Source organism: Streptomyces sp. NPDC015130 (genome assembly GCF_043080005.1).
Lineage (GTDB): Bacteria > Actinomycetota > Actinomycetes > Streptomycetales > Streptomycetaceae > Streptomyces.
In genome coordinates this window covers 104,935-119,209 of record NZ_JBIBVC010000001.1, presented here as the reverse complement: position 1 = coordinate 119,209, position 14,275 = coordinate 104,935, and the positions used below count along the sequence as shown (strand labels likewise).

The following is a 14,275-nucleotide window of genomic DNA, read 5'->3' as shown; positions in this document are numbered from 1 at the left end:
CCGGCGGCCCACTCACAGGCGGGGCACAGGCTCGTCACACAGCCGTGACAGCGGCCCCGGCGAGTGTCCTGGGTATGCGAACCCCAACGATCGCGGGCCCCGCGTCCCGGACCCCCGGCGCCCTTCCCGCCCGGGAGCACCTGCCGGTGAGCGTCGCCGGAAGGCCCGTCCTGGACGTGGTGATTCCCGTCTACAACGAGGAGAAGGACCTGGAGCCGTGCGTCCGCCGGCTCCACGAACACCTCGTCCGGACCTTCCCGTACGGCTTCCGCATCACGGTCGCCGACAACGCCTCCACCGACACGACACCCGCCGTCGCGGCCGCCCTCGCCGCCGAGGTGCCCGAGGTGCGCTCCGTACGGCTGGAGCAGAAGGGCCGCGGCCGGGCGCTGCGGACGGTCTGGTCGGGCTCCGAGGCACCCGTCCTCGCCTACATGGACGTCGACCTGTCGACCGACCTGAACGCGCTGCTCCCGCTGGTCGCGCCGCTCATCTCGGGCCACTCGGACCTGGCGATCGGCTCCCGCCTCGCCCGCTCCTCGCGGGTGGTGCGCGGGCCGAAGCGGGAGTTCATCTCGCGGGCGTACAACCTGATCCTGCGCGGCTCGCTCGCCGCCCGCTTCTCCGACGCCCAGTGCGGCTTCAAGGCGATACGGCGGGACGTCGCCGAGCGGCTCCTCCCGATGGTCGAGGACACCGGCTGGTTCTTCGACACCGAGCTGCTGGTCCTCGCCGAGAGGGCCGGGCTCCGCATCCACGAGGTGCCGGTCGACTGGGTCGACGACCCCGACTCGACCGTGCACATCGTGCGGACGGCGACGGACGACCTGAAGGGCGTCCTCCGGGTCGGCCGGGCGCTCGCGACCGGTTCGCTGCCGCTCGACCGGCTCGCCCGCCCCTTCGGCGACGACCCGCGGGACCGCGAGCTGAGCGGGGTGCCGGGCGGGCTCGCACGGCAGCTGGTCGGCTTCTGCGTGGTCGGCGCGCTGTCCACGCTCTTCTACCTCGCCCTGTACTCGGCCTTCCGGCTCGGTCTGGGCCCGCAGCTCGCCAACGCCGCCGCCCTGCTGGTCTCGGCCGTCGCCAACACGGCGGCCAACCGGCGCCTCACCTTCGGCGTACGGGGCCGGGACCGGGCCGTCCGCCATCAGGCGCAGGGGCTCGTGGTCTTCGCCGTCGGCCTGGCCCTGACGAGCGGTTCGCTCGCGGCCCTCGGCGCGGCGACCGGCGATCCGGCGCACTCCACGGAGCTCGCCGTCCTGATCGTCGCCAACCTCGCCGCGACGGTCCTGCGCTTCCTCCTCTTCCGGCTCTGGGTCTTCCCGGACCGCGCCTCAGCAAGGAACGAACGATGACCACCCTGTCGACCGCCGTCCACTCGGCGCCCCGCACCGGCCGGCTCACCCGGCTGTGGCGCGGCCGCCCCGAGGACGCCCCCTGGGTCCGGCCCGCCTTCCTCGGCCTGCTCGCCGTGACCACCGCGCTCTACCTCGGGAACCTGAGCGCCTCCGGCTACGCCAACTCCTTCTACTCCGCAGCCGTCCAGGCCGGCGGCGAGAGCTGGAAGGCCTTCTTCTTCGGCTCCCTCGACGCGGCCAACGCCATCACCGTCGACAAGCCCCCGGCCGCCCTCTGGCCGATGGCGCTCTCCGTCCGCCTCTTCGGCCTCGGCTCCTGGCAGATCCTCGTGCCCGAGGTGCTGATGGGCGTGGCCACGGTCGCCGTGCTCTACGCGGCCGTCCGGCGCCGGTTCGGCGCGGGCGCCGGGCTCGTCGCGGGCGCGGTCCTCGCGCTGACCCCCGTCGCCGCGCTGATGTTCCGCTTCAACAACCCGGACGCGCTGCTCGCGCTGCTCATGACGGTCGCGGTGTACTGCGTGCTGCGCGCCCTGGAGCAGGACGAGGGCGCGGCGAAGTGGCTGCTGTGGGCGGGCGTGGCCTTCGGGTTCGCGTTCCTCGCGAAGACCCTCCAGGCCTTCCTGATCCTGCCGCCGCTCACGCTCGTGTACCTGGTCTGCGCGCCCGGCGGGCTCGGGAAGCGGCTCGGCCGGCTAGCCCTCGGCGGGCTCGCGATGCTCGTGTCGGCGGGCTGGTGGGTGGCCCTGGTCGAGCTGTGGCCGGCGGCCTCCCGCCCGTACGTCGGAGGCTCGCAGAACAACAGCTTCCTTGAGCTGACCTTCGGCTACAACGGCCTCGGCCGGATCAACGGCAACGAGACCGGCAGCGTCGGCGGCGGCGGTCGCGGCGGCCAGGGCGGCGGCTGGGGCGAGACCGGGATCGGCCGGATGTTCAACGACGCGGTCGGCGGTCAGATCTCCTGGCTGCTCCCGGCGGCGCTGATCCTGCTCGTCGCGGGGCTCGTCGTCACCCGGCGGGCGCCCCGGACGGACACGGCCCGCTCGGCGTTCCTCGTGTGGGGCGGCTCGCTGCTGATCACGCTCGCCGTCTTCAGCTTCATGGCCGGCATCTTCCACGAGTACTACACGGTGGCCCTGGCCCCGTACCTCGCGGCGCTCGTCGGCATGGGCGCGGCGGTGCTCTGGGAGGAGCGCACGCGGTGGCCCGCCTCGGCGGCCCTCGCGCTGACGGTGGCGGTGACGGCCTGGTGGTCGTGGTCGCTCCTCGGCCGGACGCCCGACTGGCTGCCGTGGCTGCGCTGGACGGTTCTGGTGGCGGGCGCGGTGGCCGCGCTCGGGCTGCTGTTCGCGGGACGGACCGACCGCCGGTTCGGGCTCGCACTGGCGGGCCTCGGCCTCGCGGCGGGACTCGCGGGCCCGTTCGCGTACACCTGGGAGACGCTGGGCTCCGGACACCAGGGCTCGATCGTCACGGCCGGCCCGGCGGGCGGCGCGATGGGCGGCCGGGGCGGTCCGGGCGGCGGCCGGATGTTCCAGATGGGGGCGATGCCACAGGACGGCCAAGGCCAAGGCCAAGGCCAAGGCCAAGGCGGTCAGCTGCCCGGTGGGCAGGGGCAGATGCCCGGCGGGCAGGGTCAGGGCCAAGGGTGGATGCCCGGCGGTACGGGCGGCGGCACCCCGCCCCAGGGCGTCCCCCAGGGCATGCCCGGCATGCCCCAGGGCGCCTCCCGCGGTGAAGGCCGTCCCGGCGGTGGCGGCATGGGCGGTCTCCTCAACGGCGCCTCCGTCGGCGCGGAGGCGAGGGCCGCGCTCCTCGCGGACGCCGGCGACTACACCTGGGTCGCGGCCACCGTCGGCGCCCAGAACGCGGCCAGCTACCAGCTCGCCACCGAGAAGCCCGTGATGGCGATCGGCGGCTTCAACGGCAGCGACCCGTCCCCGACGCTCGCCCAGTTCCAGCAGTACGTCGCCGAAGGCAAGATCCACTACTTCATCGGCGGCAGCGAGGGCGGCACCGGCGAAGGCGCCGGCCAGACGGGCGGTGACCAGACCGGCGCCCGGACGGGCGCCGGCCGCATGGGCGGCGGCCCCGGCGGCGGCAACTCGGAGATCGCCGCCTGGGTCTCGGAGTCCTTCGAGAAGGTCACCGTCGGCGGCGCCACCTTCTACGACCTGACCAAGTCGAAGTAATCGCTATACACCGTACGAGAGTCCTTGTACGGTGTACGACACAAGCCCCGTACACCGTACAAGGAGTCCTGCCCATGACGGCGTCGAACGCCCCGGCCAAGCCCACCGGCGGCCACCCTCAGCGCTGGCTGATCCTCGGCGTCATCTGCCTGGCCCAGCTCACCGTGCTGCTCGACAACACCGTGCTCAGCGTCGCGATCCCCTCGCTGACCTCCGAGCTCGACGCAAGCACCACCGACATCCAGTGGATGATCAACGCGTACTCGCTCGTCCAGTCCGGCCTCCTGCTCAGCGCGGGCAACGCCGCCGACCGCTACGGCCGCAAGAAGCTCCTCGCCGCCGGCCTCGCGCTCTTCGGCCTCGGCTCGCTCGCCGCCGGCCTCGCCGACTCCACCACCCAGCTCATCGCGGCCCGCGCGGGCATGGGCGTCGGCGGCGCGCTCCTCATGACCACCACCCTCGCCGTCGTCATGCAGATCTTCGACGACTCCGAGCGGGTCAAGGCCATCGCGCTCTGGGCCACCGTCGGTTCGCTCGGCTTCGCCGCGGGACCGCTGATCGGCGGCGTCATCATCGAGCACTTCTGGTGGGGAATGATCTTCCTCATCAACATCCCGGTCGCGCTCGTCGGCCTGGTCGCCGTCCTCAAGCTCGTACCGGAGTCGAAGAACCCGCAGGGCGACCGCCCCGACCTGCTCGGCGCGCTGCTCTCCACCATCGGCATGACCGCCGCCGTGTACGCGATCATCACCGGACCGGAGCACGGCTGGACCTCCACCGAGGTGCTGGTCCCGGCCGCGATCGGCGTCGTCGTCCTGGCCGCCTTCGCCCTGTGGGAGCTGCGGACCCCGTACCCGATGCTCGACATGCACTTCTTCCGCAACCAGAAGTTCGTGGGCGCGGTCGCCGGCGCGATCCTGGTCATGTTCGGCATGGGGGGCTCGCTCTTCCTGCTCACCCAGCACCTGCAGTTCGTCCTCGGCTACGAGCCGCTCGAAGCCGGCCTCCGCATGGCGCCGCTCGCGCTGACCGTCGTGGCGCTCAACCTCACCGGTGTCGGTCCGCGGATCGTGATGAAGCTCGGCACCCCGGTCACCGTGGTCGTCGGCATGACCCTGGTGGCGGCCGGACTCGGCTCGATCGCGCTGATCGGCGGCGGCACCGAGGGCACCTACTGGGGCATGCTCCTCGGCCTGGTCCTGATGGGCACCGGCCTCGCCGTCTCCAACCCCGCCATGGCCAACGCGATCATGAGCTCGATCCCGCCGGAGAAGGCGGGCGTCGGCGCCGGGGTGAACGGCACCCTCGCCGAGTTCGGCAACGGCCTCGGCGTCGCCGTCCTCGGAGCCGTGCTCAACGCCCGCTTCGCCGCGCTGGTCGCCGTCACCGCGAGTTCCCTCCCGGCCGCGCTCGCCGCCGCGGGCAGCGAGGCCGAGCGCCAGGAGATCTCCGAGGCCTTCGCCTCCGGCCTCCAGACCAGCCAGCTGGTCGGCGCGATCGCCGTGCTCGCCGGCGGACTGCTCGCCGCGGCCCTCCTGAGGCGGGCCGAACGGGCCGAGCAGGCCGAGGGGAACCCGGCCGCCGAGCAGCCCATCGCTGCCTAGCATGGTCACGGACAGCTGACAGACGGAGGAACGCGATGGTCAAGGCAGCCGATCGGGCCAAGGACCCGGCGCGCTCCAGCGTCTGGCTGGAGGAGAGGGCCGCCCGCAGTGGGGGCGGCCCCGCCGGGCTCGACCGGGACAGGATCGTCTCCACGTCGATCCGGATGCTCGACGAGGAGGGCCTCGCCAAGCTGTCGATGCGCAAGCTCGCGACCGAGCTCGGCGTCACCGCCATGTCCCTCTACTGGTACGTGGACACCAAGGACGACATCATCGAGTTCGCCATGGACAGCGTCTACGGCGAGGTCGACCTCGCGGCGGTCGACGCCGCCCGGGACTGGCGGGAGCGGGTCCGCGTCCTGGCCATGGAGTACCGGAGGATGCTGGTCCGGCACGCGTGGATGTCGCCGAGCGCGGGGCAGTACCTGAACATCGGCCCGAACTCGGTCGCCGTCGGGCAGAAGATCCACGAGGCGATCCGGGACACCGGCCTCCCGCTGGAGCGCCGGCCGAGCGCGATGTCGGCGGTCTTCCAGTTCGTGTACGGCTACGGGACGATCGAGTCCCAGTTCGGCCGGCGCGCGGCGGAGGCCGGCATGTCGCAGGACGAGTTCTACGTGGACTCCATCAAGGCCTTCCGGGACGATCCCGAGTTCGAGGCGCGGGCCGAGGGCCTGAAGGAGGTCCTCGACGAGCGGGCCTCGCACGGCAGTGTCACCGCCATCTGGGACCGCGACTTCGCCTACGCCCTGGACGTCCTCATCGCCGGGATCGAGGTGATGGTCGCGCGCGAGGCCGAGGAGGCGGAGCACCGCGCCGACGACCGTACGGAGAGATGACGGAGCGGCGGGCCGTCCCCTGCCCGCCGCTCCGTACCCGACCCGGCCGCGCCTCCGCTCGAAGCGCGGCCGGGAGTCTCTGTAAGACCTGAACTCTCAGGCTCCGGGCCTCAGGCCTCGTCGGCCGTCACCGAGCTGCTCTTCAGGGCGACCTCCTTGATGAACAGGGTCACCACGAAGGCGAGCAGCGCGAACGGTGCCGAGTAGAGGAAGACGTCGCCGACGCCGTGTCCGTACGCGCTCTCCATGACCGTGCGGATCGGGACCGGCAGCTTGTCCATGTCCGGGATCCCGCCGCCCGAGCCGCTCTGGCCCATGGCGGCCGCGGCCTTCGGGCCGAGCTCGGCCATGCCCTCCTTGACGTAGTCCGTGACGCGGTGGGCCATGACCGCGCCCAGCGCCGAGACGCCGACCGCACCGCCGAGGGAGCGGAAGAAGGTGACGACGGAGGAGGCGGCGCCGAGGTCGGCGGGGTCGACCTGGTTCTGGGTGCAGAGCACGAGGTTCTGCATCATCATGCCGAGTCCGAGGCCGAGGACCGCCATGAAGACGGCGATGTGCCAGTACGTCGTGTCGTAGCGGATCGTGCCGAGCATCCCGAGCCCGCCGGCGGCCAGGGCGCCACCGCTGACCAGCCACGCCTTCCACCTGCCGGTCTTGGTGATGATCAGGCCGGAGACGGTGGAGGAGACGAACAGGCCGCCGATCATCGGGATGGTGAGGACGCCCGACATCGTCGGCGACTCGTTCCGCGCCAGCTGGAAGTACTGGCTGAAGAAGACCGTGCCGGCGAACATCGCGACACCCACGAAGAGCGAGGCGAGCGAGGCCAGGGTGATCGTGCGGTTGCGGAAGAGGCGGAGCGGGATGATCGGCTCGCTCGCCTTCGACTCGACGAGGACGAAGATGCCGCCGAGCGCCAGCGAACCGAGCACCATGACGGCGGTCTGCCAGGACATCCAGTCGTACTTGTCGCCCGCGAAGGTGACCCAGACGAGGAGCAGGGAGACGGCGGCGCTGATGAAGAAGGCGCCCGCCCAGTCGACCTTGACCTGGCGCTTCACGACGGGGAGGTTCAGGGTCTTCTGCAGGACGATCAGCGCGATGATCGCGAAGGGCACGCCCACGTAGAAGCACCAGCGCCAGCCGAGCCAGTCGGTGTCGGTGATGACGCCGCCGAGCAGCGGGCCGCCGACGGTGGCGACGGCGAAGGTCGCGCCGAGGTAGCCGCTGTAGCGGCCGCGCTCACGCGGGGCGATCATCGCGGCCAGGATGATCTGGGAGAGGGCGGTCAGACCGCCGACGCCGATGCCCTGGACGACACGGCAGGCGATGAGCATGCCGGTGCTCTGCGAGAGTCCGGCGACGACCGAGCCCGCGACGTAGATGACGAGGGCTGTCTGGACGAGCAGCTTCTTGGAGAAGAGGTCGGCCAGCTTGCCCCAGAGCGGGGTCGTCGCGGTCATGGCCAGGAGGGCGGCCGTGACCACCCAGGTGTACGCGGACTGGCCGCCGCCCAGGTCGGTGATGATCTGGGGGAGGGCGTTGGAGACGATCGTCGAGGACAGGATGGCGACGAACATGCCGAGCAGCAGACCGGAGAGCGCCTCCATGATCTGCCGGTGCGTCATCGGGGCTCCGGTGGTGGTGTCCCCCGGTGGGGCGCTCTCGCCGCGCACACCGGTGGCAGGTGTGGTGGTTGCCATCAACTTCCTTCGTTCTCAAGCGTGGTGGGCCCGGCAGTCCCCGAAGGAGTCGCGGAGGCGGGCGAGCAGGTCGGTGAGCAGTTCGACGTCGTCGTCGGACCACTCGGCGAGGGTGTGGGCGAGCATGTCCGTCAGCCGTCGGTCGAGGACGGCGAGCATGGACTCGCCCGCGGGGGTCAGGTGGAGGATGCGGGAGCGTCTGTCGGCGGGGTCGGGCAGTCGCTCGACCCAGCCGCGGTCCACGGTGTGGGCCACGTGGCGGCTGCTGACCGACACGTCGACGGCCATCAGCTCGGACATGCGGCCGATCCGCATGTCCCCGTGGTGGTGGAGCAGGGCGAGGACGACGGCGGACCCGCCGGGGCATTCGGCGGGCAGGGTACGCGCGAGTCCGCGCTTCACCGCTCCGATCGCGCTCACCTGGCGGGCGAGGTTCTCGTAGCGCTTGCCTCTGTCCATCGGACCCATCGGACACTCCATGGATGTTGTTGCTTAGGGCAACGATAGAGATGGATGGTTGCTTCAGGCAAACTAAATCGGTCAAACGGCGCTAAAGAATCGGCAAAGGGCGGTCGGGGCCGAGGGTGAGGGCGACGGGCTTGGGCCGCCCACCTGGACTTCGCTAGGGTCCGGCTCATGGCACACAACCCCCAAGCACCGTACGGCCAGGGCCAGGGCCCTCAGGGTTACGGCTCCCAGGGCCAGGGCCCCCAGGGTTACGGCCCCCAGGGTCAGGCCCCGCAGGGTTACGGCTCCCAGGGCCAGGCCCCTCAGGGCTACGGCTCCCAGGGTCAGGGTCCGCAGGGCTACGACCACCAGAGCCCCCAGGGTTACGTCCCGCAGGGTCACGCCCCCCAGGGGCAGGGCCCCGAGGGCGGCTACGACCCCGCCGGCAGCACCCAGATGTTCCGCGCCTTCGTCGACGAGGCTCCGCAGCAGCGCCAGCCGCAGACCGCGGCCCCCGCCTCGGCCGGGCCGCGCGTCGGCCTGATCGCCGGCGTCGTCGCGGTGATCGTCATCCTGGCGGCCGTCGCCTGGCTCGCCCTGGGCTGACCGCTCGGCCCGTGGCCTCCGGCCCTGGGCCGACCGCTCGTCTCTCCGCCCCCGCACACTCCGGTGGGCCGGATCCGCGTCACGCGGACCCGGCCCACCTCTGCTTTTCCGACGCGTGCAGGCTTCCCCGTCGCCGCGGACGCGCGACGAGCACCGCCACCTCGAGGTGCTCGTCAACAACGCGGGCGTCATGGCGCCGCCCCGGACCCTGAGCGCACAGGGTCACGAGCTGCAGTTCGCCACGAACCACCTCGGCCACTTCGCGCTCACCGGGCTGCTCCTCGATCTGCTCGCCGCCGGCCGCGACCCCCGGGTGGTCACCGTCAGCTCGATCAACCACCGACGGGGCAGCCTGCGCTTCGACGACCTCGGCGGTGAGCGCGGCTACGCACCCATGGCCTTCTACAACCAGTCGAAGTTCGCGAACGCCGTCTTCGGCCGGGTGCTCCACCGCCGCCTCACCGCGTACGCCAGCCCGGTCCGCAGCGTCCTCGCGCACCCCGGCTACACCGCCACGAGGCTTCAGACCCGGGACACGAGCGGGCTGACCCGGCTGCTCTTCGGCGGCATCGGCAACCCGCTGATCGCCCAGTCCCCGGAGCGGGGCGCGCTGTCCCAGCTGTACGCGGCCACCGACCCGACCGTGGTGGGCGGCGAGTTCATCGGTCCGGGCGGCATGGGCGAGCTGCGCGGCGCCCCGGCCCGCGTGCGCCTCTCGGACGCGGCGGCCGACGCCGCCACCGGGCGACGGCTGTGGGAGGTGTCGGAGAGCCTGACCGGGGTGAGCTTCCCGGTCACTGCCAGCTGACGGTGACCCGCTGGGTGTCGATCCGCATGCCCAGCGGCACCCGCCAGGACTCCACGCACACGGTGTACGTCTGCGTCCGTGCCGCCGCCGCGGCGATCGGGCCGGGCAGGGGCTGGTGGGAGGTGATCGTCCGCCAGTCGACGCCGAGGGCGCCGATGATGTGCGTGTCGAAGGTGACCGTGCCCGAACGGGCCGCCGTGCCACCGGTGTTGCGGAAGGTGACGGTCACGCGCTCGCACCAGCGCCGGTCGCCGTCGGCGAGGACGGGCTCGGAGACGGTCAGGGAGGCGGGCGCGGGCGTGGTCGCCGGGGGAGTGGGGGACGTCGGGCCCGGCGTCGAGGGCGGGGCGGACGTGGGGCCGGGGCCGGGACCGCCTGTGCCGGGGGCGGGCCTGGTCCCGGGGGCGGTGGTGGGGGTACGCGGCGGGGCACCGTCGCCGGACCCCGGAGCCGTACCGGAGGAACCGGAGCCGGAACCAGAGCCGGAACCAGAGCCGGACCCGGATCCGGAATCAGAGCCGGAACCGGTGCCGGTGTCGGGGCGGCCCGGTGCCGAGGTGGTCGGAGCCGTACCCGGCCTCGTACCGGAAGAGCCCGGACCGCCGAAGGGAGGGGTCCCACCCCCGCCCGCCGCATCCGACGACGAGGGCGCCGGCGCCGGCGACGAGGTGCTGGAGGTCGTCCCGCTCGCCGTGGGGCCGTCCAGGGGGACCAGGGTGACCGCGCCCGAGGGGGTGACCGCGCCCTTGGGGGAGGGGCCGGCGCCGACCGCCGCGTACCCCTCGCCGTCTCCGCCGCCGCCGCAGGCGGTGAGCGCTCCGCCGAGGCAGAGCGCCACCGTCACGAGTCCCGGTCCCGGCTTCCTTCGCCTCATGGGCCAAGTCTGGCTGACGAACCGTCAACAATGCCGGACTTTCGAGAAGTTCAGTCGGAGATGAGGCCCTCGCGCAGCTGGGCGAGCGTGCGGGTGAGCAGCCGCGAGACGTGCATCTGGGAGATGCCGACCTCCTCGCCGATCTGCGACTGGGTCATGTTGGCGAAGAAGCGCAGCATGATGATCTGCCGCTCCCTGGGCGGCAGTTTGGCGAGCAGCGGCTTGAGGGACTCGCGGTACTCGACGCCTTCGAGGGCCGTGTCCTCGTAGCCCAGGCGGTCGGCGAGCGAGCCCTCGCCGCCGTCGTCCTCGGGCGAGGGGGAGTCGAGGGACGAGGCCGTGTAGGCGTTGCCGACGGCGAGGCCGTCGACGACGTCCTCCTCCGAGACCCCGAGCACGGCGGCGAGTTCGGGCACCGTGGGGGAGCGGTCGAGCTTCTGCGCGAGCTCGTCGCTGGCCTTGGTGAGGGCGAGCCGCAGCTCCTGGAGCCGGCGCGGCACGCGCACCGACCACGAGGTGTCGCGGAAGAAGCGCTTGATCTCGCCGACGACCGTCGGCATGGCGAACGTCGGGAACTCCACGCCCCGTTCGCAGTCGAAGCGGTCGATCGCCTTGATCAGGCCGATGGTGCCGACCTGGACGATGTCCTCCATCGGCTCGTTACGGGAGCGGAAGCGGGCCGCCGCGTACCGCACGAGGGGGAGGTTGAGCTCGATGAGGGTGTCGCGGACGTACGTCCGCTCCGGGCTGTCGGCGGCGGCGCCTTCGGTGTCGAGGGCGCGCAGCCGCAGGAACAGGGAGCGCGAGAGGGTGCGGGTGTCGAGGGCGCCGGGCGTGGCGGGCAGCGGCGGAGCCGTGGTCGCCACGGTGTCGACGGCGCTCTCCGCGACGGTCTCCGCGGAGCTCGCCGCGGGGCGTTCGGCCGCGGTCGGAGCCGTCGTCTGCGTGGGCACGGGAACGGGCGTGAGCGTGAGCACCTTCGAGCTGCCCAGTTCTGTGGACATGCCACCCCCTTGAGGTCGCGGACGGTCGCGGTGGCCGCGACCATCTGAGGAACGCAGCCTCCACCTGAATACCGGCGGCGGGGCTGCGGCAAACTCGGTTCCAGCAGAATGTCACATGTCGGCAACACGCTGTAGTGACTTGTCGACAAGAAGACGGCGCATTTCCGCAGGAAACAAGGGGTGTACGGCATTTGGGGCGCCGCAGAATCGTTTCGAAGTGGTCTACCCGTTCCGGTTACGCCTCGATTCTGTTTGCGGATCTCAAACGCGCGAAGCTGCGGGCGAGGAGCCTTGACACATGCATCTGCGAGACGCCGAGCTCCTGGCTGATCTGAGACTGGGTCAGATTGCTGTAGTAGCGCAGCATCAGGATCCGCTGCTCGCGCTCGGGCAGTTGGACGAGCAGGTGCCGTACGAGGTCCCGGTGCTCCACGCCGGCGAGCGCGGGGTCCTCGTAACCGAGCCGGTCGAGCAGCCCGGGCAGCCCGTCGCCCTCCTGCGCCGCCTCCAGGGAGGTCGCGTGGTACGACCGTCCGGCCTCGATGCAGGCGAGCACCTCGTCCTCGCCGATCCGCAGCCGCTCGGCGATCTCCGCGGTCGTGGGGGAGCGGCCGTGGGCGGTCGTGAGGTCCTCCGTGGCGCCGTTCACCTGGACCCACAGCTCGTGGAGCCGGCGCGGCACGTGCACGGTCCGGACGTTGTCGCGGAAGTATCGCTTGATCTCGCCGACGACGGTCGGCATGGCGAAGGTCGGGAACTGCACGCCCCGGTCGGGGTCGAAGCGGTCGATCGCGTTGATCAGACCGATGGTGCCGACCTGGACGACGTCCTCCATCGGCTCGTTGCGCGAGCGGAAGCGGGCCGCCGCGTACCGCACGAGCGGCAGGTTGGCCTCGATGAGGGCCCCGCGCACCCGGTGGTGCTCCGGGGTGCCAGGTTCCAGGTGCTTGAGCTGCCCGAAGAGCACCTGGGTGAGGGCGCGGGTGTCGGCGCCGCGGGTGCTCTGTGGGCGGGGGCGCGGGGTCTCCGCCGCACCTGCCTCGTGCTGGGGCGGGACCTGAGGCGCTGTACTGGCCGGCACGTTCACGCCACCCCTTTGGCTGGTGTTGCTGGTCGACTGGGTCAACAACGGTCAACTCATCCGTCAAAAGCGGTCATAGCATCACAAGACATGTCCACTGTGTGCAAGCACCGTATAGCCACGTGTTGAGGGCATGTTGGAGCAAAAAGGGGAGGCCAGAAACCCGCGAGGCCCCCCGCCATGACGGCGGGGGGCCCCGGTGGAGGTGTGGCTAGAAGGCGTAGTCCGCGATCACCCAGGTGGCGAACTCGCGCCACTGGGCGACACCCGCCTGGTGCGCGGGGTGCTCCAGGTAGCGCTGGAGGGCGTCCTTGTCCTCGACGGCGGAGTTGATCGCGAAGTCGTAGGCGATCGGCCGGTCGGTGATGTTCCAGTCGCACTCCCAGAACCGCAGCTCCGGGATCTGCTCACCGAGAGCGCGGAAGGCCTCGACGCCGGCGACGACGCGCGGCTCGTCGCGCTCGACTCCTTCGTTGAGCTTGAAGAGGACCAGATGGCGGATCACGAAGGGCTCCTAGTTGATGAGTTCGGTCATGAACTCGCCGACACCCTGGGCGGCGCTGGAAATGCCCTCGAACCCTACCTGGACGAGATCGGCCGCTCTGGAGGGGGACGTGACGATCGTGTACAGCACAAAGACCACGACCGCGTACAGCGCGACCTTCTTCGCTTGCACCACTGCTCAGCCCTCCCCTGTCCCCCGCCGTACGACCGCGCCACTCTAACCGAGCCTTTATGGACCAAGGGCCCGGAGATCGAGGCCTTTTGCCGCCCCCCGGAAGAGTGACGGGCGCGCAGGATGGATGTCGAGCCCGGCGGATCTGGCAGGAATCCGCAGGGCTTGCCGGAACCGGCCCGCACTGCGGGGTCCGCGCCGCGAGCTTCCCCCTGACTGCGGCGCAGGGCTTGTAGGACCGGTTCTCGTCGGGGGGAGCGGCTTGTCCCCCCGATGCCGTTCCCCCCGTCCTACGGAGAAGGCCCCGGCCCACGCCCCGAGCGCGGACCGGGGCCATTCCCGTACGCGCCCACGAAGCTCCGCGCCCACAGGCGCCCGGGGTACGCCGAAGGGCCCGGTGCTGATGCACCGGGCCCTTCGATCGAAGCGGTAGCGGAGGGATTTGAACCCTCGGTGAGTTTCCCCACACTCGCTTTCGAGGCGAGCTCCTTCGGCCGCTCGGACACGCTACCGAGAGAGAGCTTAGCCGAAGTTGGCGCTGCGATGAAATCCGTATCGAAGACCAGGTCGGAGCGGGGGTCAGCGGGTGCGGAAGAAGGCCGTCAGCTGCTCCGCGCACTCCTCGCCGAGCACGCCGTGGATCACCTCGGGGCGGTGGTTGAGACGCCGGTCCCGTACGAGGTCCCAGAGCGAGCCCGCCGCGCCCGCCTTCTCGTCGAGCGCGCCGAACACCACCCGCTCGACGCGCGACTGGACGAGGGCGCCGGCGCACATCACGCACGGCTCCAGGGTCACGACGAGCGTGCAGCCCGTCAGGCGCCACTCCCCGGTCGCCGCGGCCGCCCGCCGCAGGGCGAGGACCTCGGCGTGGGCGGTCGGGTCGCCGGCCGCCTCCCGCTCGTTGTGCGCGCGGGCGAGGACGGCGCCGTCCGGGCCGAGCACGACCGCGCCGACCGGTACGTCACCGGCGGGCACGGCCGCGTCGGCCTCGGCGAGAGCGAGCCGCATGGCGTCCCGCCAGGGATCGCGTACGGGATCGCGCACCGGTTCGGGCCCGGGTCCGGGCCCGTGCGCGGTCGACGG

13 protein-coding genes, 1 tRNA gene and 1 pseudogene are annotated in these 14,275 nt (G+C 71.8%); 6 read left to right on the top strand and 9 right to left on the bottom strand.

Going from position 1 to position 14,275, the window contains the following annotated elements:
- Positions 1-74 precede the first annotated feature (74 nt).
- The 4 genes from ACF08F_RS00580 to ACF08F_RS00565 all read left to right on the top strand — a co-directional run bounded on the left by ACF08F_RS00580 (position 75) and on the right by ACF08F_RS00565 (position 5,990).
- Positions 75-1,355, top strand: a complete 1,281-nt coding sequence (locus tag ACF08F_RS00580; protein WP_392296317.1) for a glycosyltransferase — start codon at positions 75-77, stop codon at positions 1,353-1,355.
- Complete coding sequence (locus tag ACF08F_RS00575; RefSeq protein WP_392296316.1) at positions 1,352-3,547, top strand: ArnT family glycosyltransferase; 2,196 nt, start codon at positions 1,352-1,354, stop codon at positions 3,545-3,547. The genes ACF08F_RS00580 and ACF08F_RS00575 overlap by 4 nt, the downstream gene beginning before the upstream one ends.
- Positions 3,548-3,621: 74 nt before the next feature.
- Positions 3,622-5,151, top strand: coding sequence for a DHA2 family efflux MFS transporter permease subunit (locus ACF08F_RS00570; RefSeq protein ID WP_392296315.1), 1,530 nt, complete (start codon positions 3,622-3,624; stop codon positions 5,149-5,151).
- Positions 5,152-5,186: 35 nt separating this feature from the next.
- The gene (locus ACF08F_RS00565; RefSeq protein ID WP_392296314.1) at positions 5,187-5,990 is read left to right on the top strand and encodes a TetR/AcrR family transcriptional regulator C-terminal domain-containing protein; all 804 of its coding nucleotides are present in this window, start codon (positions 5,187-5,189) and stop codon (positions 5,988-5,990) included.
- Positions 5,991-6,100: 110 nt separating this feature from the next.
- On the opposite strand, the gene ACF08F_RS00560 is transcribed toward ACF08F_RS00565, so the two are convergent.
- Together ACF08F_RS00560 and ACF08F_RS00555 are read right to left on the bottom strand one after the other, a co-directional pair.
- Positions 6,101-7,696 (bottom strand): MDR family MFS transporter, encoded by a 1,596-nt coding sequence (locus ACF08F_RS00560; RefSeq protein WP_392296313.1) that lies wholly within the window; start codon positions 7,694-7,696, stop codon positions 6,101-6,103.
- 15 nt (positions 7,697-7,711) lie between these two features.
- The gene (locus tag ACF08F_RS00555; protein ID WP_392296312.1) at positions 7,712-8,155 is read right to left on the bottom strand and encodes a MarR family winged helix-turn-helix transcriptional regulator; all 444 of its coding nucleotides are present in this window, start codon (positions 8,153-8,155) and stop codon (positions 7,712-7,714) included.
- A 177-nt stretch (positions 8,156-8,332) separates the two neighbouring features.
- Between ACF08F_RS00555 and ACF08F_RS00550 the strand changes: the two genes are divergently transcribed.
- Together ACF08F_RS00550 and ACF08F_RS00545 are read left to right on the top strand one after the other, a co-directional pair.
- Positions 8,333-8,749, top strand: a complete 417-nt coding sequence (locus ACF08F_RS00550; protein ID WP_392296810.1) for a hypothetical protein — start codon at positions 8,333-8,335, stop codon at positions 8,747-8,749.
- 151 nt (positions 8,750-8,900) lie between these two features.
- Positions 8,901-9,557 (top strand): annotated as a pseudogene (locus tag ACF08F_RS00545) (SDR family NAD(P)-dependent oxidoreductase); the annotation flags it as partial.
- On the opposite strand, the gene ACF08F_RS00540 reads toward ACF08F_RS00545, so the two are convergent.
- From ACF08F_RS00540 to tadA, 7 genes are all read right to left on the bottom strand, one after another.
- Positions 9,544-10,431 (bottom strand): hypothetical protein, encoded by an 888-nt coding sequence (locus ACF08F_RS00540; RefSeq protein WP_392296311.1) that lies wholly within the window; start codon positions 10,429-10,431, stop codon positions 9,544-9,546. The pseudogene ACF08F_RS00545 and the gene ACF08F_RS00540 overlap by 14 nt on opposite strands.
- A 50-nt stretch (positions 10,432-10,481) precedes the next feature.
- Positions 10,482-11,435 carry an RNA polymerase sigma factor SigF gene (locus ACF08F_RS00535; protein ID WP_392296310.1) on the bottom strand — a complete coding sequence of 318 codons (954 nt, stop codon included), beginning with the start codon at positions 11,433-11,435 and terminating at the stop codon, positions 10,482-10,484.
- Between the two features lie 235 nt (positions 11,436-11,670).
- Complete coding sequence (locus ACF08F_RS00530; protein WP_392296309.1) at positions 11,671-12,516, bottom strand: RNA polymerase sigma factor SigF; 846 nt, start codon at positions 12,514-12,516, stop codon at positions 11,671-11,673.
- Between the two features lie 211 nt (positions 12,517-12,727).
- Positions 12,728-13,021 carry a Dabb family protein gene (locus ACF08F_RS00525; RefSeq protein ID WP_055642352.1) on the bottom strand — a complete coding sequence of 98 codons (294 nt, stop codon included), beginning with the start codon at positions 13,019-13,021 and terminating at the stop codon, positions 12,728-12,730.
- A gap of 9 nt (positions 13,022-13,030) precedes the next feature.
- Positions 13,031-13,195: a hypothetical protein gene (locus ACF08F_RS00520; RefSeq protein WP_167534187.1), complete on the bottom strand. Its 165-nt coding sequence runs from the start codon at positions 13,193-13,195 to the stop codon at positions 13,031-13,033.
- 424 nt (positions 13,196-13,619) lie between these two features.
- Positions 13,620-13,704 (bottom strand) — tRNA-Ser (locus tag ACF08F_RS00515).
- 67 nt (positions 13,705-13,771) lie between these two features.
- Entirely contained in the window at positions 13,772-14,200 is a 429-nt protein-coding gene (gene tadA, locus ACF08F_RS00510; RefSeq protein ID WP_392296308.1) for a tRNA adenosine(34) deaminase TadA, read from the bottom strand.
- Positions 14,201-14,275 lie beyond the last annotated feature (75 nt).

What these genes read in the sequence shown, in the direction of transcription:
- ACF08F_RS00560 (WP_392296313.1), bottom strand. Translation starts at nt 7,696, where the DNA reads ATGGCAACCACCACACCTGCCACCGGTGTGCGCGGCGAGAGCGCCCCA.
- ACF08F_RS00575 (WP_392296316.1), top strand. Translation starts at nt 1,352, where the DNA reads ATGACCACCCTGTCGACCGCCGTCCACTCGGCGCCCCGCACCGGCCGG.
- ACF08F_RS00565 (WP_392296314.1), top strand. Translation starts at nt 5,187, where the DNA reads ATGGTCAAGGCAGCCGATCGGGCCAAGGACCCGGCGCGCTCCAGCGTC.
- tadA (WP_392296308.1), bottom strand. Translation starts at nt 14,200, where the DNA reads ATGCGGCTCGCTCTCGCCGAGGCCGACGCGGCCGTGCCCGCCGGTGAC.
- ACF08F_RS00540 (WP_392296311.1), bottom strand. Translation starts at nt 10,431, where the DNA reads ATGAGGCGAAGGAAGCCGGGACCGGGACTCGTGACGGTGGCGCTCTGC.
- ACF08F_RS00580 (WP_392296317.1), top strand. Translation starts at nt 75, where the DNA reads ATGCGAACCCCAACGATCGCGGGCCCCGCGTCCCGGACCCCCGGCGCC.
- ACF08F_RS00555 (WP_392296312.1), bottom strand. Translation starts at nt 8,155, where the DNA reads ATGGACAGAGGCAAGCGCTACGAGAACCTCGCCCGCCAGGTGAGCGCG.
- ACF08F_RS00535 (WP_392296310.1), bottom strand. Translation starts at nt 11,435, where the DNA reads ATGTCCACAGAACTGGGCAGCTCGAAGGTGCTCACGCTCACGCCCGTT.
- ACF08F_RS00570 (WP_392296315.1), top strand. Translation starts at nt 3,622, where the DNA reads ATGACGGCGTCGAACGCCCCGGCCAAGCCCACCGGCGGCCACCCTCAG.
- ACF08F_RS00550 (WP_392296810.1), top strand. Translation starts at nt 8,333, where the DNA reads ATGGCACACAACCCCCAAGCACCGTACGGCCAGGGCCAGGGCCCTCAG.